This window comes from Enterobacter sp. ENT03, assembly GCF_019218745.1.
Classification (GTDB): domain Bacteria; phylum Pseudomonadota; class Gammaproteobacteria; order Enterobacterales; family Enterobacteriaceae; genus Enterobacter_D.
Genome location: NZ_JAHUXA010000032.1, coordinates 1 through 24,355 on the forward strand (window position 1 = coordinate 1; position 24,355 = coordinate 24,355).

Consider the following 24,355-nt stretch of genomic DNA (forward strand, 5'->3'; position numbering starts at 1 on the left):
TTTTGTGTAAGCCCACTTCATCCTTCAGGCTGCCTCGTCGTTGGCTGCGTTCACTCACCCCAGTCACATAGTGAACTATGCTCCCGGGGATTCGCTCGCTTGCCGCCTTGATGCAACCTGAATGCTTATGTGTAGGCCCACTTCATCCTTCAGGCTGCCTCGTCGTTGGCTGGCTGAAGGGTGAAGCGGATCGGTATCTGGTCTTACGGCAATTTAATGTTTCACTATGACTCTGAATTACTGAAAAAGTTTACGCAGCCAGCAGTTCTTTGGCGTTTGCCAGCGTATTGCGGGTGACTTCGCTGCCGCCCAGCAGACGCGCCAGCTCTTGCAGACGAGCGCGTTTGTCCAGCGGCTGCATGTGCGTTTCTGTCATGGCACCGTCCGTCTCTTTACTGACGTAGAAATGATGATGCCCGCAACCAGCCACCTGCGGCAGGTGCGTGACACACATCACCTGCGTGGACTCGCCAAGCTGGCGCAGCAGTTTGCCGACCACGGCGGCAGTCGGGCCGCTGATACCCACGTCCACTTCATCGAAAATCAGCGCCGGGGTTTCCATTTTACGGGCGGTGATCACCTGGATGGCCAGCGCAATACGCGACAGCTCGCCGCCGGAGGCGACTTTAGAAATCGGCTGTAACGGCTGGCCAGGGTTAGTGGTCACCCGGAACTCAATGCGATCCGCGCCTTCCTGCGTTAAATGACGGTCATCGAAACTGACATCAATGTTAAACACGCCGTGTGGCATCGAAAGTGAGTGCATACTTTCAGTGATTAACCCGCCCAGTTCCTGCGCGTACTTCACACGCTCTGCATGCAGCAACTGTGCGGTAGCCAGCGCCTGCTGATGGTGTTTCTGTACCGCCAGCGACAGGGTTTCCTGTGAGTCGGCCTGATCGTCCAGCAATTGCTGTTCGTTCAGCAGCTCCTGATGGAACGGTGCCAGTTCTTCAGGGCTGATGTGATGTTTACGCGCCAGCGAAATGTACTTGGCGATGCGCTGTTCCAGTTCAAACAGACGGTTTGGATCGAGGTCAAGACGCTCGCAGTAATGGCGCAGCTCTTCGCTGGCTTCGCTGATCTGGATCGCAGCTTCTTCCAGCATATCCAGTACTCCGGAAAGCTTCGCGTCTATACCCGCCAGCTCGGTTACCAGCTGACGCGCGTTATACAGCTGGCTTTGCAGGTTGGCATCGTCGTCATCCGCCAGCAGGTTAAGCGCACTCTGGCTGGTGCTGAGCAGCTGACCGCTGTTTGCCAGGCGTTTGTACTCTTCGTCGATCTGCTCAAACTCGCCTGCCTGCGGGTTAAATTCGTTCAGCTCTTTCAGCTGATAATGCAGTAGCTCAGCGCGGGCGGTGCGCTCCTGGCTGAGCTGCTGATGCTGCGCCAGTTCGCGACAGCTCACGTTCCACTGACGGTAGTGCTCCGCCATCTGTTGCATCAGTGCTGATTCACCGGCATAGCCGTCGAGCAAGGATTTCTGATGTTCAGGTTTAATTAACAGCTGGTGCGCGTGCTGGCCGTGGATCTGGATCAGCAGTTGTCCGAGTTCGCGCAGCTGAGAGAGAGGCACAGCCGTGCCATTGATAAAGCCACGAGAACGCCCGTCGCTGCTAATGACGCGGCGAAGTAAACACTCACGTCCATCTTCAAGCTGATTGGCTTCAAGCCAGCGCAGCGCGGCGGGAGTATCTTTGAGGGAGAAGCGAGCGCAGAGATCGGCGCGGGCGGCGTCGGTGCGCACCATGTCGGCATCAGCGCGACCGCCGAGGCACAGACCGAGCGCATCAATAGCAATAGACTTACCGGCACCGGTTTCCCCGGTGATGGCGGTCATCCCGCTGTGAAAATCAATTTCAAGCTCACGTACGATTGCAAAGTTGCTGATGGTCAGTTGTGCCAACATAGTTGCTTTCCTGTATGAAAAACCATAACTGTGTTTTCGTACAGTATAAACTGGTTTTATATACAGTAAAGCCCTGACGCTGAATTTAGAACAATTTTTTTGACCAGCCGAGTTTGGAACTTAATGTGTTGAAATAGTTGTAATCTTTTGGATGGATCAGGTTGAGATGGTAATCGCAGCGGCGGATCAGCACGTCTTCTCCCTCCTGAATGGGCAGGGCTATCTGGCTGTCGCAGCTGATTTCCAGATCGTTGCGGCGATGCGAGAAGCGAAGGCGAATGGTGCTGCTACTGTTGATCACCAGCGGTCTTGCCGACAGCGTATGCGGGAACATCGGCACCAGCGTAATGGCATCCAGCTGTGGCGTCAGGATAGGGCCGCCCGCCGAGAGCGAATAGGCAGTCGATCCGGTCGGCGTGGAGATAATCAGGCCGTCGGAGCGCTGGGAGAAGGCGAAGACTTCGTCGATATAGACTTCAAATTCAATCATGTGCGCCACTTTGCCAGGATGCAGCACCACTTCGTTAATGGCCGTGCTGATGCGCTTCTGGCAGTCCTGCTGGCAGACCTGCGCCTCCAGCAAGAAGCGTTTTTCCGCGATGTAATGGCCCTCTAAGACGTCGGCCAGCTGCTGTTGAGCGTTGTCCGGGTCGAGATCGGTTAGGAATCCGAGGTTGCCACGGTTGATGCCGATAACGCTGATGTCATAGCGAGCCAGCGTGCGCGCTGCCCCCAGCATATTGCCGTCGCCACCTACAACTACGGCCAGATCCGCCTGCTGGCCAATGTCGGCAAGTGTGCCCGTCTTCACATTTTTGAGACGAAGTTCCTGGGCAATCTGCTGCTCGACGATGACATCGAAGCCATTGCCGCACAGCCAGCGATAGAGCATTTCATGTGTGGTGAGGGCGGTAGGGTGGCGCGGATGACCCACAATACCAATACACTTGAAATGATTATTCATTTTCTGGAGATCCTTGTGCCGGATGATGATGACAATCTCACTGCTTCCCTTGAATCCCGGAAACATATCCCCATAATAAGCGAAGTTAGCGAGATGAATGCAAAAAAACGCGGAGAAATTCATGAGCAGTAAAGAACAGAAAACGCCTGAGGGGCAAGCCCCGGAAGAAATTATCACGGAACAGCATGATGAGATCGAGGCGACAGAGTCCGATGCGTCTGCTGAGCAGGTGGATCCGCGCGATGAACAGATTGCGAACCTCGAAGCGCAATTAGTTGAAGCGCAAAATCGCGAGCGCGAAGGTGTGCTGCGTATTAAAGCGGAAATGGAAAACCTGCGCCGCCGCACCGAGCTGGACGTTGAGAAGGCGCATAAATTTGCGCTGGAGAAGTTTATCAATGAACTGCTGCCGGTGGTCGACAGCCTGGATCGTGCGCTGGAAGTAGCCGATAAATCTAATCCTGATCTGGCCCCGATGGTCGAAGGCATTGAGCTGACGATGAAATCGATGCTGGATGTGGTGGGCAAATTCGGCGTGGGAGTGGTGGCTGAGACGAACGTGCCACTGGATCCTAACGTGCATCAAGCCATTGCGATGGTGGAATCCGATGAGGTGGCTGCCGGTAACGTGCTGGGTGTGATGCAAAAAGGTTATACGCTGAACGGTCGTACGCTTCGTGCGGCGATGGTCACCGTCGCGAAAGCGAAAGCCTAAGTAGGTTTTTTAGTGCCGGGTAGCGGCTGACGCCTCACCCGGCCTATATTTCCGCCAGATCCGGCCTGTTTATCCCCCGACGCTTTCCCGTAGCGGTTTCACCGGGATCACCTGCACCTGCTTAATCATATTTTCCTGCACGTCCAGAATATCAATATCATACTGCCCGATGCGCACCCGCGTGCCGATCGCCGGGATCTCCTCCAGCGCTTCCAGCAGCATGCCATTCACCGTACGCGCTTCTTCTTCCGGTAGGTGCCAGTTAAACGCCTTATTGAGTTCACGCACGTTGGCGGTGCCATCAATGATCACCGAGCCGTCATTCTGCGGCGTCACTTCCTCTGCCAGCGTTGGCGACATCGAGGTGGTGAAGTCGCCGACGATCTCTTCAAGAATGTCTTCCACGGTTAGCAGACCCTGAATATCGCCATATTCGTTAACCACCAGACCGACTTTCTTTTTATTGCGCTGGAATTTGACCAGCTGAATGCTCAGCGGCGTGCCTTCGGGGATGTAGTAGATTTCATCCGCCGCGCGCAGCATCACCTCTTTGGTGAACTCGTTTTTCTCGGTCATCAGGCGATAGGCTTCGCGCACGCGCAGCATGCTGATGGCGTTATCCGGCGAATCCCGCCAGAGCACGATGCGGCCATGGGGCGAGTGGGTTAGCTGGCGAACAATCGACTTCCAGTCATCGTTAATGTCGATCCCGACGATCTCATTACGCGGCACCATGATGTCGTTGACGCTCACTTTTTCCAGATCCAGCACCGACAGCAACATATCCTGATTGCGGCGGGAAATTTGCGAGCGCGATTCGTTGACGATGGTGCGCAGCTCGTCTTTGCTGAGCGCACCGCTGACCACCACATCTGCTTTAATGCCCACCATCCGCATCAGCAGGCGCGTCACCATGTTTAACAGCCACACCAGCGGCATCATGATGATTTGCAGCGGACCAAGCAGAAAGCTGCTCGGGAAGGCGACTTTTTCCGGATAGAGCGCAGCGATGGTTTTTGGCAGTACTTCTGCAAACACCAGCACGACAAAAGTTAAGACACCGGTGGCGATGGCGACACCGGCATTACCGTACAGGCGCATGCCGACGATAGTGCCGATTGCCGAGGCGAGAATATTGACGAGGTTATTGCCGATCAGCACCAGGCTGATTAAGCGATCCGGTTTGCGCAGCAGCTTTTCGACGCGCTTCGCCGCACGGTTGCCCTGTTTTGCCAGGTGACGTAGCCGATAGCGGTTTAGCGTCATCATGCCGGTTTCAGAGCCGGAGAAATACGCCGAGACGATCACCATGATAACCAGCGTAATGATGAGCGTGGTGGTTGATATATGTTCCAGGGGAAGATCCTTTGTTTCTTAGCCTGCCAGCTGTTGTAAAACGCGGCTGCCGAAATAGGCCAGCGTCAGAATGCCTGCGCCCGCCACGTTGAACCAGACGACGCGGCGTCCGCGCCAGCCTTCATGATAATGGCCCCACAGGAGCACGATATAGAGGAACCAGGCGATGATCGACAGCACGGCTTTGTCGATATTTTCCATGCTGAACAGGTTGTGCATGTAAAACAGCCCGGTGCACAGCGTCAGGGTCAGCAGTACGACGCCGATCTGGGTGATATGGAACATTTTACGCTCAATGCTCATCAGCGGCGGCATTTCGCTGCTAAAGGCGAGGCGTTTGTTCTTTAACTGGTAATCGATCCACGCTAACTGCAGGGCGTACATGGCGGCAATAATCAGCGTCGCATAGGAGAACAGCGACAGGCCGATATGTACCATCATGCCGGGCGTGGTTTCCAGATGCGTGATGTATTCGTTAGGAACGAAAATGGCAAAGGCCAGGTTGATCAGCGCAAAGGCGTAGACGATGGGCAGCAGCAGCCAGCCGCGATTTTTTGAGGCAACGATGGTCATCACCGTACAAATCATCAGGCTGACCAGCGAGCCGACGTTTAACAGGCTCAGATTCTGACCGCCTTCGCCCGGCGGGAAAATCCGCGCTTCAAGGGCAACGGCGTGACTCACCAATGCGATGACGGCTGAGACGATAGCCATGCGCCGCCATCCACTGTTTTTTTGCAGCAAACCGGGAATTATCAGCGCCAGGCTGATGGAGTAGGCAATGAGTGCAATCAGTGCAAAAACGGGCATATAAGTGTCGATAGTGGCTAGTAGAGAAAGAAAAGCAGTATAGCGTCAGGTGACGTCGGCTCCAACCGTTGCATCACAACAAAGGCGGCTTCATGTTATACTGCGGCAAAATTGTATGTATGTGTCGCTTCAGGCGGCCAACGTTTCTGACTCAGGCGAGAGACAATGTTTGATAATTTAACCGATCGTTTGTCGCGCACGTTGCGCAACATCAGTGGCCGTGGACGCCTCACCGAAGAAAACATCAAAGAAACGCTCCGCGAAGTGCGCATGGCGCTGCTCGAGGCGGACGTTGCCCTGCCGGTGGTGCGCGATTTCATCAACCGTGTTAAAGAAAAATCGGTTGGCCAGGACGTCAATAAAAGCCTGACCCCCGGTCAGGAGTTCATCAAAATCGTGCGCGGCGAGCTGGTTGCGGCGATGGGTGAAGAAAACCAGGTACTTAATCTGGCCGCCCAGCCGCCAGCTGTGGTGCTGATGGCAGGTCTGCAGGGTGCGGGTAAAACCACCAGCGTGGGTAAGCTGGGGAAATTCCTGCGTGAGAAGCACAAGAAGAAAGTGCTGGTGGTGTCGGCGGACGTGTATCGCCCGGCGGCGATCAAACAGCTGGAAACCCTGGCCGAGCAGGTAGGCGTGGATTTCTTCCCGTCTGACGTGGCGCAGAAACCGCTGGACATCGTCAATGCGGCGCTGAAAGAAGCGAAGCTGAAATTCTACGATGTGCTGCTGGTGGATACCGCCGGTCGTCTGCACGTCGATGAAGCCATGATGGACGAAATCAAACAGGTTCACGCCGCGATTAATCCGGTGGAAACGCTGTTTGTGGTCGATGCCATGACCGGTCAGGATGCGGCGAATACCGCGAAAGCCTTCAACGAAGCGCTGCCGCTGACCGGCGTGGTGCTGACCAAAGTGGACGGCGATGCCCGTGGCGGTGCGGCGCTCTCTATTCGTCACATTACCGGTAAGCCGATCAAATTCCTCGGCGTCGGCGAGAAAACCGAAGCGCTGGAGCCGTTCCACCCGGATCGTATCGCGTCGCGTATTCTCGGCATGGGCGATGTGCTGTCGCTGATCGAAGATATTGAAAGCAAAGTCGACCGTGCGCAGGCTGAAAAGCTGGCGACCAAACTGAAAAAAGGCGACGGCTTCGATCTGACCGATTTCCTGGAGCAGCTACGCCAGATGAAAAATATGGGCGGCATGGCAAGCCTGATGGGCAAACTGCCAGGCATGGGCCAGATCCCGGACAACGTTAAATCACAAATGGACGACAAAGTGCTGGTGCGTATGGAGGCGATCATCAACTCGATGACGCTGAAAGAGCGCGCTAAGCCAGAAATCATCAAAGGTTCGCGCAAGCGCCGTATCGCAGCAGGTTGCGGTATGCAGGTGCAGGATGTTAACCGTCTGCTGAAGCAATTCGACGACATGCAGCGCATGATGAAGAAGATGAAGAAAGGCGGAATGGCGAAAATGATGCGTGGGATGAAAGGCATGATGCCCCCAGGCTTCCCTGGCCGCTAAAAACAAGGGCATAAGGCTATCTTGTTTGCCATTTTAGCTCCGGGGTGTGCTCAAAATGCTCACGTACTCTGTGTACGCTCCGCTTTTTGCGCGCACGCCGGAACTAAACTGGCTGCACCGATATACGCCTTATATCCCTTGTTTAAGGCGCTACGCTAAGATGCTGATTGCAATTTCCGCAGAAATCAGTAAAATTTTCGGGCTTTTAATATAACACCGGGCTCCGTCCCTCGAGGGGGCCCGGTGTTTTATTCACACAAGAGGATGTTATGGTAACTATTCGTTTAGCACGTCACGGCGCGAAAAAGCGTCCGTTCTACCAGGTTGTTGTTACTGACAGCCGTAATGCACGTAACGGCCGCTTCATTGAGCGCGTTGGTTTCTTCAACCCGATCGCCAGCGAAAAAGAAGAAGGCACTCGCCTGGATCTGGATCGCATCGCTCACTGGGTTGGCCAGGGCGCAACTATCTCTGATCGCGTTTCTGCGCTGATCAAAGAAGCTAAAAAAGCAGCTTAATCTGTCACGGTGGTCATGATGAGCAAGCAACTCACCGCAAAAGTGCCTGTTGAACCGGTAGTACTGGGCAAAATGGGTTCTTCCTACGGTATTCGTGGTTGGCTCAGAGTGTTTTCCTCCACCGAAGACGCCGAAAGCATTTTTGACTATCAGCCCTGGTTTATCCAGAAGGCGGGTCAGTGGGAGCAGGTACAGCTGGAAGGCTGGAAGCACCACAATCAGGATCTGATCATCAAGCTGAAAGGCGTTGACGATCGTGATAGCGCGAATCTACTGACTAATTGCGAAATTATGGTAGATACCTCGCAGTTGCCGGCCCTCACCGATGGCGACTACTACTGGAAAGACCTTATTGGTTGCCAGGTAGTGACCACCGAAGGGTACGCGCTGGGTAAAGTCATCGATATGATGGAAACCGGCTCGAATGACGTGCTCGTCATCAAGGCAAACCTGAAAGATGCATTTGGTATCAAGGAGCGGCTGGTACCGTTCCTCGATGGGCAGGTTATCAAGAATGTCGATCTCACTACTCAAACCATTGAAGTAGATTGGGATCCTGGTTTTTAAAACCTCCGGATAAATAGTAAAAGTCGGTGCTAAGGGGATTGGCGCGTGTTTATTGGTATCGTTAGCCTGTTTCCTGAAATGTTCCGTGCGATTACTGATTACGGGGTAACTGGCCGGGCTGTAAAAAATGGCCTGCTGAGCATCCAGAGCTGGAGTCCTCGTGATTTCGCTCATGACCGGCACCGTACCGTGGACGAACGTCCTTACGGCGGCGGACCCGGGATGCTGATGATGGTACAACCCTTGCGGGACGCCATCCACGCAGCGAAAGCCGCGGCGGGTGAAGGCGCAAAGGTGATTTATCTGTCACCTCAGGGACGCAAGCTTGATCAAGCGGGCGTCAGCGAGCTGGCAACGCATCAGAAGTTGATTCTGGTGTGTGGTCGCTACGAAGGGATAGACGAGCGCGTAATCAAAACCGAAATTGACGAAGAATGGTCAATTGGCGATTACGTTCTCAGCGGCGGAGAGTTACCCGCAATGACGCTGATTGACTCCGTTTCCCGGTTTATTCCGGGTGTACTGGGACATGAAGCGTCGGCAACTGAAGATTCATTTGCCGATGGATTGCTGGACTGCCCGCACTACACCCGACCTGAAGTGTTAGAAGGGATGGAAGTACCGGCGGTATTACTGTCGGGTAACCATGCCGAGATACGTCGCTGGCGTCTGAAACAGTCGTTGGGCCGCACCTGGCTTAGAAGACCTGAACTTCTGGAAAACCTGGCTCTGACTGAAGAGCAAGCAAAGTTGCTGGCGGAGTTCAAAAAAGAGCACGCAGAACAGCAGCATAAACATGATGGGCAGGCGTAAGCCCCCAAATATCAGTTTACCCAGGATAAGAGATTAAATTATGAGCAACATTATCAAGCAAATTGAACAAGAGCAGATGAAGCAGGACGTACCTTCCTTCCGTCCGGGTGACACCGTAGAAGTGAAAGTATGGGTTGTTGAAGGTTCCAAAAAACGTCTGCAGGCATTCGAGGGCGTGGTTATCGCTATTCGTAACCGCGGTCTGCACTCTGCATTCACTGTTCGTAAAATTTCCAACGGCGAAGGCGTTGAGCGTGTTTTCCAGACTCACTCTCCGGTTGTTGACAGCATTGCTGTTAAGCGTCGTGGTGCTGTACGTAAAGCTAAACTGTACTACCTGCGTGAGCGCACTGGTAAGTCTGCTCGTATCAAAGAGCGTCTTAACTAAGATATCGCTTTCGCGACATCCCATCAGAAAAGGGCTGACCTGCGGGTCGGCCCTTTTTTTATCCTGCCGATGCCCACAAACTGCCCACCGAATTAACCAAACATCAATAAATCGTTTACAATAACGCCTCGCATGCGGAGGGGTAGTGGGATACAGCGCATTTCATCACATCAGTATTACGCGCAAAGCAGCATGGCTCGCCCTGTTTGCTATTTTGCTGATCCTGGTGGCGCCCCTTATCTCTGTCAGCCTGCAAAAAGATCCGATGGCGACCATGCCGGGCATGCATCATGACATGAGCATGATGACCGAGCATCACGACAACACCCCCGCTGTAATGCCGCTCGATCATGCCGAAGCCTGTGGCTACTGCGTGCTGCTGGCGCATGCCCCTGGTCTTATCCTGCTGGCGGTGCTGCTGCTTTCCGCCACGCTTACGCGAGCTCACATTGCACCGCTTCCGCCACCTGTGCGGATATGGCGTTTTATCCCCTGGCTCTACCCGCAAACCCGCGCGCCGCCGCATCAGTCTGCTTTTTCCTGTTAAAACCCGTTAAGCCTGTGCCTGTGCACAAGGCGAACCTTTGCTTTGAGTAAGGAAAAGTATGACTACCTGCACCCCTCGCGCGGCATGGTTAAACCTGCTGCGGCGTCTGCATTTCTACATTGGTCTGTTTGTCGGACCCTTTATCTTTGTGGCAGCTCTGACCGGAACGCTTTACGTGACCACGCCACAACTGGAAAACCTGTTTTATGCCGATACGCTTTATGGCGCTGCCCGCGGCGAACGACACTCGCTGGCGGAGCAGATTGCGCTGGCGGAACAGGTGACTGGCGGCCAGCTGCGGCTACATGCGGTGCGTCCGGGACTGGCGAACGCAGAAACTACCCGCGTGATGTTTGCCGATCCAGCGCTCGGCGTATCGGAGCACCGGGCTATTTTTATCGATCCGGTAACGCTGACGGTAAAAGGGGATCATAAGGTATACGGCACCAGCGGCATTCTGCCGTTACGGCAAATCATTGACTACGCGCATCGCTCGCTGCTGCTTGGTGATACCGGGCGGTTGTACAGTGAACTGGCGGCATCGTGGATGTGGGTGGCGGCGCTGGGCGGCATTGTGCTGTGGTTTTCTACCCGTCCGAAACGTCGCCTGAATAACAGGTTCCAGAACACCCGCCGGGTGCACGTCACTCTCGGCTGGATCCTGCTGGCGGGGATGCTGCTGTTTTCCGCCACTGGCCTGACCTGGTCACAGTGGGCAGGAGGCAATGTCGATAAGATGCGTGCCGCCTTCGGCTGGATGACGCCGCAGGTCAATACGCAATTGCACGGTCCGGCGCAGGAGGTCGATCCCCATGCGGAACATCACGGTCATCATCATGGCATGGAAATGCCCGCCAGCACTGATGATACGGTACTCTTCGATGACGTATTGCAGGCCGCACGGGGAGCGGGTATCGACGCGGCAAAACTTGAGATCCGGCCGCCGCGGGATGCGAACAGCGCCTGGACGGTTACAGAAATCGACCGGGGCTGGCCGACGCAGGTGGATGCCGTCGCGGTGGATGCCAGCGACATGTACGTCATCGACAAAACGCGCTTTGATGATTTCCCGCTGATGGCGAAACTGACCCGCTGGGGTGTGGATTTCCATATGGGCGTCCTGTTCGGGCTGCCCAATCAGCTGGTGTTGATCGCCTTTGGCCTGGCGCTGTGCGTGATGATTGTCATGGGTTACCGGCTCTGGTGGCTGCGCAGGCCTGCCGGGGCGAACGTCAGTCCCGTACAGACGCTGGTGCAAAGCTGGCTGGCACTGTCTGTCGCCGGGCGTACTGGCGTGAGCGTTGTGGCGTTACTGCTGGGGATAGCGTTACCGGTGCTGGGCGTCAGCCTGCTGTTGTTTATGATCGTGGACGTGCTGCGCTGGCGTCAGACCAGTGCCCTGCGTCATGCGGAGTCGGCTGAATAAGTCAGGGCGCGTTTGCGTGCCGCTGCCACAGCGCATGGCGGTTTTTAGCGGCGAGATCCAGCAGGGTCTCGCTGGTTTCATGTTCGCAGGTGAGGGCATAACTGATGCGAAATGTCACGGCAGCGGTGCTGGCATCTGGCAGATCGAACGGGCGCAGCAATCGCCCTGAGAGCGTCGTGGCAAGGCGCTGCACGTCATGTTCCGTGGTAATGCCTGAGAGGATCATGACAAATTCATCCCCGGCGAGGCGGAAAATCATTTCTGGCTCGCAGCCAGTCGCTGACAATCTCTTTGCCACCTCAATCAGTACGCAGTCTGCGGCGGCGTGACCCCAGGCCTCGTTAATCGCCCGAAAGTTCTCGCCATCAATAAACAGCAGCGCAGCACTGCGGCGCGCTATATCGTCCTGCATTACACGGCTGATGGCGTGGCGGAAGGCGGCGCGGTTGGGTAATCCGGTAAGCGGATCGTGCAATGCGGTGCGCATCAGGTGCGCATTTTTTGCCTGCAAACTTAACTGCCACTCTTCCACTTCATCCAGCATGCCGTTGAGATCCCTGATTAGCGGATGAAAGGCTTTCACAGGCGTGGCAGCTACGCGGCGAGAGAAATGCCGCTGGATGCGTACCTCATGGATTGTCGATGCGATACCGTGCAGCGCGGTAATCACGCCTTTATGCCGGCAGCGGTCAATCATCAGTGCCAGCGCGCAGGCGATAAACATGCACCCGCTTATGATGCTGAGCATGAACACAATGGCGCGGGGGAGGTGATCCTGTACGGCAGGGGAGAAGGCATCGGGCAAGAGTGTGAACGCCAGCACACAGGCAGTGGAAAGCAGGAGCCAGACCAGCGCCATGCTGATGATGATGCTGCTCTGTGTGATACGTCGAACCGTTCGTGTGAACGTCAGGCGTGAAAGATCCGTATTCATATTCATTCCCCCGCACGACTCAAATACCAGGGCAGTGGAACACGGGTATTGCTGAAAACCCGCGTTCCGATGAGGGGAATTATAATGGACTTAAGAAAATGCTTATCCTGCCGTATTCACAAATTCGTTAACTGAGGCATTAATTCAATAAGCTGTCGCGGGATCCTTCTTCCATACCTTTTTGCCAGGAGGCGCGCAAGGTACTGGCTTTATCCAGTGTGTCACAGCCTGCGGGATAGATTTTCCCGGCGCGACCCCAGGCATAAAGGAAATCATCCTGGCAGATCTTTTTCAGGCCATCCGCGTAGCCTTTTAAATAACGGGGGCGATTAATTTCTTTGCTGTTGTGATCGTTTGCCAGCGTCTCATCGCTTTTAATCACCGCGCCTGACATAGCATCTTCTTTACCGGCGCTATACCAGTCCGTGCCCGTCCAGGTGGGCGCATGGCTGTAAGGCTCGACAGAGCAGCCGGTTAACAAAAGGGGTAAAAGCAAAACCATTCCTGTCTTCATTGTGCGCTCCTGTGTTTCGTTTAAGCGTAGCCTGGATAACGGCTTTTGCGGTGGTGTATCATTATGTTTACAATAAAAAGCAAATAAAAGAGCTAAAAACCACCTGTTGTAAAGTATTGTGTACGTATTATGGATTGAAATGTTTACCAAGTGTGGTATCGTTAAATCACTCTCACAACGAGACACTATCGCAAACGAGCTATACAGGATCGCCATCATGCAAAAAGACGCGCTGAACAACGTACATATTACCGACGAACACGTATTAATCACGCCCGAGCAGCTGAAAGCGGAATTCCCGCTGACGGCAGAACAACAGGCGCAAATCGAGCAATCCCGTCAGACGCTGTCTGACATTATTGCCGGACGCGATCCGCGTCTGCTGGTGGTTTGTGGCCCGTGTTCTATTCACGATCCGGAAGCGGCGCTGGAATATGCTCGTCGGTTTAAAGCCCTTGCCGCAGAGGTCAGCGATAGCCTCTATCTGGTGATGCGCGTCTATTTTGAAAAACCCCGTACCACCGTTGGCTGGAAAGGGCTGATTAACGATCCGCACATGGATGGTTCGTTTGATGTGGAAGCGGGACTGAAGATTGCGCGTCGTCTGCTGGTGGAACTGGTCGGCATGGGCCTGCCGCTGGCAACTGAAGCGCTGGATCCTAACAGCCCGCAGTACCTGGGCGATCTGTTCAGCTGGTCGGCGATTGGCGCACGTACCACCGAATCGCAAACGCACCGCGAAATGGCGTCAGGTTTGTCCATGCCGGTAGGCTTTAAAAATGGCACTGATGGCAGTCTGGCGACGGCAATCAACGCCATGCGCGCCGCAGCCATGCCGCATCGTTTTGTCGGTATTAATCAGGCGGGACAGGTTTGCCTGTTACAAACGCAGGGCAACCCGGACGGGCATGTGATCCTGCGCGGCGGCAAAGCGCCAAACTACAGCCCGGCAGATGTGGCGCAGTGTGAAAAAGAGATGACGCAGGCGGGACTGACGCCGTCGCTGATGGTAGATTGCAGCCATGGTAATTCCAATAAAGACTACCGTCGCCAGCCAGCGGTTGCGGAATCTGTCGTGGCACAGATTAAAGATGGCAACCGTTCGATTATTGGTCTGATGATTGAGAGCAACATTCACGAAGGTAATCAGTCATCCGAGCAGCCGCGCAGCGAAATGAAGTACGGCGTTTCCGTTACCGATGCCTGCATTAGTTGGGAAACGACCGATGCGCTGTTGCGCGAAATCGATAAGGACCTTCGCGCTCATCTGGCGACGCGTCACGCTTAAGAGGTTGTTATGGTTGCAGAATTGACCGCATTGCGCGATCAAATTGATGAAGTGGATAAGGCGTTGCTGGATCTGCTGGCGCGCCGCCTGGCGCTGGTCGCTGAAGTAGGTGAAGTCAAAAGTAAGTACGGTTTGCCGATTTATGTTCCGGAGCGCGAAGCCTCTATGCTGGCCTCGCGCAGGAAAGAAGCGCAGGCGCTGGGTGTGCCGCCGGATCTGATTGAAGATGTGCTGCGCCGCGTGATGCGGGAATCCTATTCCAGCGAAAACGACAAAGGCTTTAAGACGCTGCATCCGACGCTGCGCCCGGTGGTGATCGTCGGCGGTGGCGGGCAGATGGGGCATTTGTTCGAGAAAATGCTCCAGCTTTCCGGCTATGAAGTGCGTATTCTGGAAAAAGAAGACTGGCCGCGCGCCGCGTCTATTGTGGCAGATGCAGGCATGGTGATCGTCAGCGTGCCTATTCACGTGACGGAATCGATTATCGCTAAACTGCCGCCGTTGCCGGATGACTGCATTCTGGTGGATCTGGCGTCAGTAAAAAGCGGGCCGTTGCAGGCGATGCTGACGGCGCATACCGGCCCGGTGCTGGGGCTGCACCCGATGTTCGGGCCAGACAGCGGCAGTCTTGCTAAGCAGGTGGTGGTGTACTGTGATGGTCGCCAGCCGGAAGCCTACCAGTGGTTCCTGGAACAGATCCAGGTATGGGGCGCACGGCTGCACCGCATCAGCGCGGTCGAGCACGATCAGCACATGGCGTTTATTCAGGCGCTGCGTCACTTCGCGACTTTTGCCTATGGCCTGCATCTGGCGGAAGAAAACGTCCAGCTTGAACAGTTACTGGCACTCTCCTCGCCGATTTACCGGCTGGAGCTGGCGATGGTAGGGCGACTGTTTGCCCAGGATCCGCAGCTGTACGCCGACATCATTATGTCGTCGGAAAACAATCTGGCGCTGATCAAGCGCTACTATCAGCGTTTTGGCGAGGCGATCGGCCTGCTGGAGCAGGGCGACAAACAGGCCTTTATTGACAGCTTCCGCAAAGTGGAGCACTGGTTCGGTGATTACGCTGAACGGTTCCAGAGTGAAAGTCGTGTCTTGCTGCGCCAGGCGAACGACAGCCGTCAATAACTGAAAAGCTGCATATACTTGAAGCCAGCGGGCGATCCGCTGGCTTTTTTTATGAGAAGGGATTTGTTATGGCTGAACCGCAACCGCTGTTTGATTATACCGGCCATCTGCCGGAATGCCCGACCTGGAGTGAGGCGGAACAGGCGCTTTACTGGGCCGATATTATTGAAGGGGAGATCCACCGCTATCATCTGGCAAGCGGCGAGCATAGCGTGCTGCGCTTCCCGGAAGAGGTGGGATGCTTTGCGCTACGCGAGAAGGGCGGCTTTATTGTCGCCATGCGCAATGCGATATGGCTCGCCGATAAACGTGGACTGCTGACCAATAAAATCTGCGATAACCCCTCCAATCCACAGCTGGCGCGTTTTAACGATGGTGGTACCGATCCGCGCGGGCGTTTCTACGCCGGGACGTTCTGGGGACCGGGGGACTATAACGGCGCGCAGCTGATGCGCATCGACAACGATCTGACGCCAAAAGTGATCCAGTGCGACATCAAGGGCGCCAACGGGCTGGCCTTCAGTCCTGACGGCAAATGGATGTTCACCTCGGACACACCGGAGAAGGTCATCTACCGCACGCCGCTGGACGCCGACGGCGAGCCGGGGCAACGCGAGGTTGTGCGTCGTTTTGCGGACGGTGAAGGGATGCCCGATGGCGCGGCGGTGGACGTCGAGGGCGGTTACTGGAGTGCGCTCTATGATGGCTGGCGCATCGCGCGTTTCTCACCGCAGGGGGAGCAGCTTGAAGAGTATCGCCTGCCGGTGCGCTGTCCGACCATGGTCTGTTTTGGCGGCCCGGACATGAAAACGCTGTTTATCACCACCACCCGGGAAAATATGACCCCGGAGGAAACGGCGCAATATCCGCTTTCCGGGGCCATTTTCACCCTGCCCGTGAAGGTGGCAGGCATGAAAAAGTCCTTGTTTGTAGAACGTTAGGCCGGTTCAACCGGCACGACGTTTTCGCCCGGATAACAGCCCAGCACTTTCATTGAGCGGGTGATCTCGCTCAGTTCGTGCAGGGCTTTTTGCATGGCGGCGGATTCGACGTTGGCCTGAACATCCAGATAAAACATCTCTTCCCACGGATTGCCGTAAATCGGGCGAGATTCCAGCTTGGTCATGATCAGATTGTGATTACGCAATACCAGCAGGGCTTCTACCAGCGCACCCGCCTGCTGGCCGGTGGCGATGAGCAGCGTGGTCTTTGCCGGCACTTGATCGGAAACTTTCACCGCCTTGCGAGCCAGCACGATAAAGCGCGTAATGTTTTGCGTCTGGTTTGCCAGGTTGCGCTCCAGCACCTGTAAACCATAAAGTCCGCCGCCCGCTTCGCTGCCGAGCGCCGCCACGTGCGGCGACTGCGCCTGGGTGACCCGTTCCATCGCCGCAGAGGTGCTTTCGCAATACTCAATTTTCCAGTGAGGATAGCGATTCAAAAACTGACTGCACTGCTGGAACGGTTGCGGATGGCTGTAAACCGTCTGGATCTGATCCAGGCTCGACGGCCCGGAAACGAGCACGCAGTGGTCGATAGGTACCGTCATTTCCGCCACGATAGATAAACTGGTGTGCTGCAACAGATCGTAAACATCGTTAATGGCACCGGAGCTGGTGTTTTCAATCGGCACGACCGCGTAATCCGCCTGGCCCGTTTCCACCTGATTAAAGATGTCATGAAACTTCGCGCAGCCGCTTTCGATGAACTGCTCGAAATGGCGGGCGGCATATTGACGTGCTGCAAGGTGAGAATATGACCCTTTAGGACCAAGAAATGCGATGCGCGCCGAGTGCGGATTGGTTTGATTGAGGTGCTGCTGAAGCAGTGCCTGCTGGGTCAGCACGGAGTCTTCAATGATCAACTGGAACAGGCGGGTGATGTAGTGCGCGTCCAGATGGTGTGCTTTACCGAGGGTAATGAGGCGCTCCAGTAAATCGCGCTCACGATCGATGTCGCGAACCGGGCGATGGGAAGCCAATTTCGCTTTACCCACTTCCACGGCAAGCAAACGGCGTTCTGCCAGTAACGTCAGTAACTTTTCATCGAGGGCGCTGATCTTCACGCGCAGATCCAGTAACGGGTTTTCCGGTGTCATAGTGTTGCCTTTTTTATTGTTATCAATAAAAAAGGCCCCCCGGAGTGGGAGGCCTTGTTGTTCGTCTTCGCATTCTTTATCACACGACGAAACGCCTCCCGGTCAGGGGAAGGTAAAAAAGAATGCGAAGAAAAACGGGACATGTTTCATGGTGCGTTCCTGAACAAGTGTCTGAGTAAAGTAACCGTACTGATTTCGCCCTGTCAATCAAAAACAAAAAACGCGCCCGAAGGCGCGTTGGCGATACACTCAATGTAAAGGATTACTCTTCTTCTTCAACTTCAACGAAGTTTGCGTCTTTCACCGAGGTGGTGGCACGACGCGCTTCACCTTTGTGTTGCAATTTATTGAGCTGCCGTTCCAGCTTGTTGATCAAATCGTTAATCGCGGTGTACATATCTTCATGCTTCGCACTGGCGACCAGATGCCCGTTAGGTGTATTGATGGTGGCATCCGCGGTGAAGCCCTGCGGCTCTTTAGAGAGAATGATATGTGGGTTAATCAGGTGTGTTTGCCATTTATCCAGTTTGGCGAGACGGTCTGTGACATGCTGGCGAATTGCCGGAGTAATTTCCATTTGCTTGCTGGTAATGTTCATTGTCATAGATGTTACCTCTTGTCTTTCCGTCTTGGTATTAACAAGCATACCTCGCAAAACGTCAAAATGTGTGATGAGAATCACATTATTTCGTCACTTTTTGTCAACGAAGACTTTTTGTGAGTCAGGACAGGAACAGACGATTTTTACCTTGTTGAAGTGGCTATTTGCGGTCATAGTTGACTGGATGACCTGAACGGAAACCAGTTCAACCGCCAGGTAAAATGCATAAAAAAACGGCAGCTCACAGGAGCTGCCGTTTTACGTTGTAGAGGACAATCAGGTATTGCTGCTGTTGGCGGCAATGATTTTCGCCACTTTATCCGCCTGTGCATTCAGCTGCAGTTTGCGGTAGGCATTTTCCATTAGCGGTAAGGCATCGCGTGTTGCCTGCGTGTCCGGATAATCACGCAGCATACCTTCGACGCGGTTAACCACCGCAACCCATGCGCCACGATCGGTATAATATTGTGCGACGGAGTATTCATACTTCGCCAGACGATCTTTCAGGAATACCAGACGTTTGGTGGCATCCGTGACATACTGGCTGTTCGGGTAGCCGCGCACCAGTTTTGAGAAGTCATTAAATGCATCACGCGCGTGTTGCGGATCGCGGTCACTACGGTCAACGCCGAAGAAGCCCTGTAGCGCACTGTCATCTAGCGCCATATCGGTCAGGCCGCGCATGTACATGACGTAATCAATGTTTGGATGAGTCGGGTTCAGACGCATGAAACGATCGATCGCAGCCTGAGCCAGCGGCAGGTCGGCGTTTTTATAATACGCATAGATCAGATCCAGCTGCACTTGCTGGGAATACGGGCCAAACGGATAGCGGTTATCCAGCGCTTCCAGTTGCGTTATTGCCTGTTTCCAGTTACCGTCCTGCAGCTTTTGCTGAGCAGTCGCGTAGATTTCATTAGGCGGATTATCAGGCACCTCTTCCTTTGAACCGGAGCAACCCACCAAAGCCAGGCTCAGCGTGGCGGCTGCCACCAGATATTTCATGCGCGTCATGACGTTTTGACTTTCCTCAAAATGTTTATGCGGGAGGATTCTCTGTTCCTGCTCCCGATTAAGACCAGCTACAATAGCACACTATATTAAACGGCAAAGCCGTAAAAACCCAAGGTTAACGAAGAAGCTGTCTATGGCACAACTAGTACAACTCACCGCAACGGTGTCCGAAAATCAACTCGGTCAACGCTTAGATCAGGCATTGGCCGAAATGTTCCCTGATTATTCGCGTTCGCGAATAAAAGAATGGATCCTTGACCATCGCGTCGAGGTTAATGGCAAGGTGTGCAGCACACCAAAAGAAAAGGTGTTGGGGGGCGAACGTGTCACCATCAATGCTGAAATCGAAGAAGAAGCGCGTTTTGAACCGCAGGATATTCCGCTGACTATCGTCTATGAAGATGATGACATTCTGGTGATCAATAAGCCGCGCGATTTGGTGGTTCATCCGGGGGCAGGGAATCCGGATGGCACCGTGCTCAACGCACTGCTGCATTACTATCCGCCGATTGTCGATGTTCCTCGCGCCGGTATCGTGCACCGTCTGGATAAAGACACCACCGGCCTGATGGTGGTCGCCAAGACCGTACCTGCGCAAACACGTCTCGTGGAGTCGCTGCAGCTGCGTGAGATCACCCGTGAATATGAAGCGGTCGCAATTGGTCATATGACCGCAGGCGGTACTGTGGAAGAGCCGATCAGCCGCCACCCCACCAAACGCACGCATATGTCGGTGCATCCGATGGGTAAACCGGCGGTGACGCATTATCGCATCATGGAACACTTCCGTGTGCACACGCGTCTGCGTCTGCGTCTGGAAACCGGACGTACACACCAGATCCGTGTGCATATGTCGCATATCACCCATCCGCTGGTGGGCGATCAGCTGTACGGTGGCCGTCCGCGTCCGCCGAAAGGCGCGTCTGATGAATTCATTGCCGCGCTGCGTCAGTTTGACCGTCAGGCACTGCACGCCACCATGCTGCGTCTTTATCACCCGATTACCGGTATCGAAATGGAATGGCATGCGCCGATCCCGCAAGATATGGTCGATTTGATCGAAGCGATGCGTGCAGATTTCCAGATCCATAAGGACAGCGTGGACTGGTTATGACGCAACTGATTATCCCGCAATGGCCGCAGCCTGAGGGCGTGGCGGCCTGTAGTTCAACCCGCATCGGCGGCGTGAGCCTGGCGCCCTGGCACTCACTAAACCTGGGGGGGCATTGCGGTGATAACCTGGAGCATGTCGAGGAGAACCGCCAGCGGTTGTTCGCGGCAGGCGGTTTGCCATCGAAACCGGTCTGGCTTGAACAGGTACACGGCAACGGGGTACTGCGTCTGGATGGTGGGCCGTATGCTTCAAAACGTGCAGATGCGTCATACAGCAATACGCCTGGCACCGTATGTGCCGTGATGACGGCGGATTGTCTGCCGGTGCTGTTCAGTAACCGCGCCGGAACAGAAGTGGCGGCCGCCCATGCCGGCTGGCGTGGCCTGTGTGCCGGTGTGCTTGAGAATACCGTGGCCTGTTTTGCAGACAGCCCGGAGAACATTATTGCCTGGCTTGGCCCGGCGATTGGTCCGCAGGCGTTCGAGGTGGGGCCGGAAGTCCGTGAGGCATTCATGGCGGAAGATCCGAATGCGGATGCCGCGTTTGCTGCCCGCGGTGAAAAGTACCTCGCCGATATTTATACGCTGGCGCGTCAGCGTCTGGCACGCGCTGGCGTTGATCAGATCTTCGGCGGCGACCGGTGTACCTTCACAGAAACGAATGAATTTTACTCATATCGCCGCGACAAGATCACCGGGCGTATGGCAAGTTTCATTTGGCTGAGATAACCTAAAGAATCAAGACGATCCAGTGCGCGTGATTTTCTTTCCATATTATTCAGGTCATTAACCTTGAATAATTGAGGGATGACCTCATTTAATCTCCAGTAGCAAATTTGACCTGTTTCTTATGGGAGGAGTTATGCGTCTGGATCGTCTTACCAATAAATTCCAGCTTGCTCTTGCCGATGCCCAATCTCTGGCGCTGGGGCAAGACAATCAATTTATCGAACCTCTTCATCTTATGAGCGCCTTGCTTAATCAGGAAGGGGGATCGGTACGTCCTTTATTAACCTCTGCTGGCGTCAACGCTGGCCAGCTGCGCACCGCGATTGAGCAGGCGCTAAGCCGTTTACCGCAGGTAGAAGGCACTGGCGGCGATGTGCAGCCCTCGCAGGATCTGGTTCGCGTGCTGAACCTGTGCGACAAACTGGCGCAAAAGCGCGGCGACAATTTTATCTCATCAGAACTGTTTGTTCTGGCGGCGCTTGAATCGCGCGGTACGCTGGCCGACTTACTGAAAGCCGCTGGTGCGAATACCGCTAACGTAACGCAGGCAATAGAACAAATGCGCGGGGGTGACAGCGTGAACGACCAGGGGGCAGAAGATCAACGTCAGGCCCTGAAAAAATTTACCGTCGATCTGACCGAGCGTGCGGAACAAGGCAAACTTGATCCGGTGATTGGTCGTGACGAAGAGATCCGCCGTACCATCCAGGTGTTACAACGTCGTACCAAAAACAACCCGGTACTGATCGGTGAACCTGGTGTCGGTAAAACCGCCATTGTTGAAGGGCTGGCACAGCGTATCGTAAATGGTGAAGTACCGGAGGGGCTGAAAGGCCGCCGCGTACTGGCCCTGGATATGGGGTCGCTGGTGGCGGGCGCGAAATATCGCGGGGAGTTCGAAGAACGCCTGAAAGGGGTGCTTAACGATCTGTCGAAACAGGAAGGTAATGTGATCCTGTTTATCGATGAGCTGCATACGATGGTGGGCGCAGGTAAAGCTGACGGCGCAATGGATGCCGGGAACATGCTGAAACCGGCGCTTGCACGCGGTGAACTGCACTGCGTGGGGGCGACCACGCTTGATGAGTACCGTCAGTACATCGAAAAAGATGCCGCGCTGGAGCGTCGTTTCCAGAAAGTGTTTGTCGCAGAACCTTCTGTTGAAGATACCATCGCGATCCTGCGTGGTCTGAAAGAACGCTACGAGCTGCATCACCATGTGCAGATCACGGACCCGGCGATTGTCGCCGCGGCGACCCTGTCGCACCGTTATATTGCCGATCGTCAGTTGCCGGACAAAGCCATCGACCTGATCGATGAAGCGGCATCCAGCATCCGTATGCAGATCGACTCCAAGCCAGAAGAGCTGGATCGTCTCGACCGGCGTATCATCCAGCTGAAACTGGAACAGCAGGCGCTGCTGAAAGAGTCTGATGAAGCCAGTAAAAAACGTCTCGAGATGCTGAACGACGAACTGTCTGAGAAAGAGCGTCAGTATTCTGAACTGGAAGAAGAGTGGAAAGCGGAGAAAGCCTCGCTCTCGGGCACACAGACCATTAAGTCGGAACTGGAGCAGGCGAAAATCGCCATTGAACAGGCGCGTCGTGTTGGCGACCTGGCGCGGATGTCTGAACTTCAGTACGGTAAAATTCCGGAGCTTGAGAAACAGCTCGAAGCCGCTACGCAGTCAGAAGGCAAAACCATGCGTCTGCTGCGTAACAAAGTTACGGATGCGGAAATCGCTGAAGTACTGGCACGCTGGACCGGTATCCCGGTCGCCAGAATGCTTGAAGGCGAGCGTGACAAGTTACTGCGTATGGAGCAAGAGTTGCACGGGCGCGTGATCGGCCAGAACGAAGCGGTCGAAGCCGTATCGAACGCGATCCGTCGTAGCCGCGCCGGGTTATCAGATCCGAATCGCCCGATTGGTTCGTTCTTGTTCCTCGGCCCGACCGGGGTGGGTAAAACCGAGCTGTGTAAAACGCTGGCAAACTTTATGTTCGACAGCGATGACGCGATGGTGCGCATCGATATGTCCGAGTTTATGGAAAAACACTCGGTGTCACGTCTGGTTGGTGCGCCTCCGGGATATGTCGGTTATGAAGAAGGCGGTTACTTAACCGAGGCGGTTCGTCGCCGTCCTTACTCTGTCATCCTGCTGGATGAAATAGAGAAGGCGCATCCGGATGTGTTTAACATCCTGTTGCAGGTGCTTGACGACGGACGCCTGACGGACGGGCAGGGGCGTACGGTCGACTTCCGTAACACGGTAGTCATTATGACCTCAAACCTGGGTTCCGATCTGATTCAGGAACGTTTCGGTGAACTGGATTATGGTCATATGAAGGATGTGGTGCTGGGCGTGGTCAGCCAGAACTTCCGTCCGGAATTCGTCAACCGTATTGATGAAGTGGTGGTCTTCCATCCGCTGGGTGAAAACCATATTGCTTCTATTGCGAAGATTCAGTTGCAACGTCTGTATCAACGTCTGGAAGATCGCGGCTATGATGTTCATATCTCCGATGAAGCATTGAAATTGCTTAGCGCCAATGGGTTTGACCCGGTTTATGGTGCGCGTCCTTTGAAACGTGCCATCCAGCAGCAAATTGAAAACCCGCTGGCTCAGCAGATCCTTTCCGGGGAGCTGATTCCGGGCAAAACAATCCAGTTGGTCGTGAAAGACGAGCAAATTGTTGCTGTGCAGTAATTCGCAAAACCAGTAAAGCGAGCCCTGCGGGGCTCGCTTTTGTTTAAAAACTAGGCAAAAATGCGCTTTTATAATGCGTTTAGTATGAAAATTAAGCGATTGATAAGTTTTTTGCATTTTAGACTTGTCAGCCCGGAATAACTCCCTATAATGCGCCTCCACTGACACGGAACAACGGCTTACAGGCCGGCGGGTCAGAAGGTCTTCCTCCGGGAATGACCGGCAGAGAAAAGCAAAATAATCGCTTGACTCTGAACGGGGAAAACGTAATATACGGGACCTCGCGACACAGCGCCAAAGCGCGTCGCAACTGCTCTTTAACAATTTATCAGACAATCTGTGTGGGCACTCAAGGACATGGATTCTTAAACGTCCTCGGACGCTAAATGAATACCAAGTCTCTGGAGTGAACATACGTAATTCATTACGAAGTTTAATTCACGAGCATCAAACTTAAATTGAAGAGTTTGATCATGGCTCAGATTGAACGCTGGCGGCAGGCCTAACACATGCAAGTCGAACGGTAGCACAGAGAGCTTGCTCTCGGGTGACGAGTGGCGGACGGGTGAGTAATGTCTGGGAAACTGCCTGATGGAGGGGGATAACTACTGGAAACGGTAGCTAATACCGCATAACGTCGCAAGACCAAAGAGGGGGACCTTCGGGCCTCTTGCCATCAGATG

24 protein-coding genes, 1 rRNA gene and 1 other annotated feature are annotated in these 24,355 nt (G+C 54.4%); of the genes, 15 read left to right on the top strand and 10 right to left on the bottom strand.

Going from position 1 to position 24,355, the window contains the following annotated elements:
- Positions 1-250: 250 nt before the first annotated feature.
- Positions 251-1,912, bottom strand: coding sequence for a DNA repair protein RecN (gene recN, locus KW828_RS21280; protein ID WP_218338218.1), 1,662 nt, complete (start codon positions 1,910-1,912; stop codon positions 251-253).
- An 85-nt stretch (positions 1,913-1,997) separates the two neighbouring features.
- Entirely contained in the window at positions 1,998-2,876 is an 879-nt protein-coding gene (nadK, locus tag KW828_RS21285; protein WP_218338219.1) for an NAD(+) kinase, read from the bottom strand.
- 121 nt (positions 2,877-2,997) lie between these two features.
- On the opposite strand from nadK, the gene grpE reads away from it, so the two are divergent.
- The gene (gene grpE, locus KW828_RS21290) at positions 2,998-3,591 is read left to right on the top strand and encodes a nucleotide exchange factor GrpE (RefSeq protein ID WP_140419629.1); all 594 of its coding nucleotides are present in this window, start codon (positions 2,998-3,000) and stop codon (positions 3,589-3,591) included.
- A 69-nt stretch (positions 3,592-3,660) separates the two neighbouring features.
- Here the strand turns inward: grpE and KW828_RS21295 are convergent, their stop codons facing one another.
- Both KW828_RS21295 and KW828_RS21300 read right to left on the bottom strand, forming a co-directional pair.
- The gene (locus KW828_RS21295; RefSeq protein ID WP_218338238.1) at positions 3,661-4,947 is read right to left on the bottom strand and encodes an HlyC/CorC family transporter; all 1,287 of its coding nucleotides are present in this window, start codon (positions 4,945-4,947) and stop codon (positions 3,661-3,663) included.
- An 18-nt stretch (positions 4,948-4,965) separates the two neighbouring features.
- Entirely contained in the window at positions 4,966-5,757 is a 792-nt protein-coding gene (locus KW828_RS21300) for an inner membrane protein YpjD (RefSeq protein WP_218338220.1), read from the bottom strand.
- 165 nt (positions 5,758-5,922) lie between these two features.
- On the opposite strand from KW828_RS21300, the gene ffh reads away from it, so the two are divergent.
- The 7 genes from ffh (at position 5,923) to KW828_RS21335 (ending at position 11,543) form a co-directional block, all read left to right on the top strand.
- The gene (ffh, locus tag KW828_RS21305) at positions 5,923-7,284 is read left to right on the top strand and encodes a signal recognition particle protein (protein WP_218338221.1); all 1,362 of its coding nucleotides are present in this window, start codon (positions 5,923-5,925) and stop codon (positions 7,282-7,284) included.
- Positions 7,285-7,553: 269 nt separating this feature from the next.
- Positions 7,554-7,802, top strand: a complete 249-nt coding sequence (rpsP, locus tag KW828_RS21310; RefSeq protein WP_072571531.1) for a 30S ribosomal protein S16 — start codon at positions 7,554-7,556, stop codon at positions 7,800-7,802.
- 18 nt (positions 7,803-7,820) lie between these two features.
- A complete protein-coding gene (gene rimM, locus KW828_RS21315) occupies positions 7,821-8,369 on the top strand; it encodes a ribosome maturation factor RimM (RefSeq protein WP_088221592.1) in 549 nt (182 codons plus the stop codon).
- Between the two features lie 45 nt (positions 8,370-8,414).
- A complete protein-coding gene (trmD, locus tag KW828_RS21320) occupies positions 8,415-9,182 on the top strand; it encodes a tRNA (guanosine(37)-N1)-methyltransferase TrmD (protein ID WP_218338222.1) in 768 nt (255 codons plus the stop codon).
- Positions 9,183-9,222: 40 nt separating this feature from the next.
- Positions 9,223-9,570, top strand: a complete 348-nt coding sequence (gene rplS, locus KW828_RS21325) for a 50S ribosomal protein L19 (protein WP_006178051.1) — start codon at positions 9,223-9,225, stop codon at positions 9,568-9,570.
- Between the two features lie 145 nt (positions 9,571-9,715).
- Positions 9,716-10,117, top strand: a complete 402-nt coding sequence (locus KW828_RS21330) for a DUF2946 domain-containing protein (protein WP_218338223.1) — start codon at positions 9,716-9,718, stop codon at positions 10,115-10,117.
- Between the two features lie 58 nt (positions 10,118-10,175).
- Positions 10,176-11,543, top strand: a complete 1,368-nt coding sequence (locus KW828_RS21335) for a PepSY domain-containing protein (RefSeq protein ID WP_218338224.1) — start codon at positions 10,176-10,178, stop codon at positions 11,541-11,543.
- A 1-nt stretch (position 11,544) separates the two neighbouring features.
- On the opposite strand, the gene KW828_RS21340 is transcribed toward KW828_RS21335, so the two are convergent.
- Entirely contained in the window at positions 11,545-12,477 is a 933-nt protein-coding gene (locus tag KW828_RS21340; protein ID WP_256350335.1) for a diguanylate cyclase domain-containing protein, read from the bottom strand.
- Between the two features lie 139 nt (positions 12,478-12,616).
- Positions 12,617-12,991, bottom strand: a complete 375-nt coding sequence (locus KW828_RS21345) for a DUF2799 domain-containing protein (RefSeq protein ID WP_218338230.1) — start codon at positions 12,989-12,991, stop codon at positions 12,617-12,619.
- A gap of 217 nt (positions 12,992-13,208) precedes the next feature.
- On the opposite strand from KW828_RS21345, the gene aroF reads away from it, so the two are divergent.
- The 3 genes from aroF to KW828_RS21360 all read left to right on the top strand — a co-directional run bounded on the left by aroF (position 13,209) and on the right by KW828_RS21360 (position 16,351).
- A complete protein-coding gene (gene aroF / locus KW828_RS21350; protein ID WP_218338231.1) occupies positions 13,209-14,279 on the top strand; it encodes a 3-deoxy-7-phosphoheptulonate synthase AroF in 1,071 nt (356 codons plus the stop codon).
- 9 nt (positions 14,280-14,288) lie between these two features.
- Complete coding sequence (gene tyrA / locus KW828_RS21355) at positions 14,289-15,410, top strand: bifunctional chorismate mutase/prephenate dehydrogenase (RefSeq protein WP_218338232.1); 1,122 nt, start codon at positions 14,289-14,291, stop codon at positions 15,408-15,410.
- 68 nt (positions 15,411-15,478) lie between these two features.
- Positions 15,479-16,351 (top strand): SMP-30/gluconolactonase/LRE family protein, encoded by an 873-nt coding sequence (locus KW828_RS21360; RefSeq protein WP_218338233.1) that lies wholly within the window; start codon positions 15,479-15,481, stop codon positions 16,349-16,351.
- Here the strand turns inward: KW828_RS21360 and pheA are convergent.
- The 4 genes from pheA to bamD all read right to left on the bottom strand — a co-directional run bounded on the left by pheA (position 16,348) and on the right by bamD (position 19,123).
- Positions 16,348-17,508, bottom strand: coding sequence for a bifunctional chorismate mutase/prephenate dehydratase (pheA, locus tag KW828_RS21365; protein ID WP_218338234.1), 1,161 nt, complete (start codon positions 17,506-17,508; stop codon positions 16,348-16,350). The two genes, KW828_RS21360 and pheA, sit on opposite strands and share 4 nt — an antisense overlap.
- A 25-nt stretch (positions 17,509-17,533) precedes the next feature.
- Positions 17,534-17,659: a sequence feature (Phe leader region), on the bottom strand.
- Positions 17,611-17,658 carry a pheA operon leader peptide PheL gene (pheL, locus tag KW828_RS21370; protein WP_103245904.1) on the bottom strand — a complete coding sequence of 16 codons (48 nt, stop codon included), beginning with the start codon at positions 17,656-17,658 and terminating at the stop codon, positions 17,611-17,613. Its footprint overlaps the feature before it by 48 nt.
- A 111-nt stretch (positions 17,660-17,770) precedes the next feature.
- Positions 17,771-18,112 (bottom strand): ribosome-associated translation inhibitor RaiA, encoded by a 342-nt coding sequence (raiA, locus tag KW828_RS21375; protein WP_218338235.1) that lies wholly within the window; start codon positions 18,110-18,112, stop codon positions 17,771-17,773.
- A 273-nt stretch (positions 18,113-18,385) separates the two neighbouring features.
- On the bottom strand, positions 18,386-19,123 hold the full coding sequence (gene bamD / locus KW828_RS21380; RefSeq protein WP_072571520.1) for an outer membrane protein assembly factor BamD: 738 nt from the start codon (positions 19,121-19,123) through the stop codon (positions 18,386-18,388).
- Between the two features lie 133 nt (positions 19,124-19,256).
- Here bamD and rluD point away from each other — a divergent pair, with 133 nt between their 5' ends.
- The 4 genes from rluD to KW828_RS21400 form a co-directional block, all read left to right on the top strand.
- Complete coding sequence (gene rluD / locus KW828_RS21385) at positions 19,257-20,237, top strand: 23S rRNA pseudouridine(1911/1915/1917) synthase RluD (RefSeq protein ID WP_088221604.1); 981 nt, start codon at positions 19,257-19,259, stop codon at positions 20,235-20,237.
- Positions 20,234-20,965, top strand: a complete 732-nt coding sequence (gene yfiH / locus KW828_RS21390) for a purine nucleoside phosphorylase YfiH (RefSeq protein ID WP_218338236.1) — start codon at positions 20,234-20,236, stop codon at positions 20,963-20,965. The genes rluD and yfiH overlap by 4 nt, the downstream gene beginning before the upstream one ends.
- A 133-nt stretch (positions 20,966-21,098) precedes the next feature.
- Positions 21,099-23,672 carry an ATP-dependent chaperone ClpB gene (gene clpB, locus KW828_RS21395; protein WP_218338237.1) on the top strand — a complete coding sequence of 858 codons (2,574 nt, stop codon included), beginning with the start codon at positions 21,099-21,101 and terminating at the stop codon, positions 23,670-23,672.
- Between the two features lie 455 nt (positions 23,673-24,127).
- A 16S ribosomal RNA gene (locus tag KW828_RS21400) occupies positions 24,128-24,355 on the top strand; the annotation flags it as partial.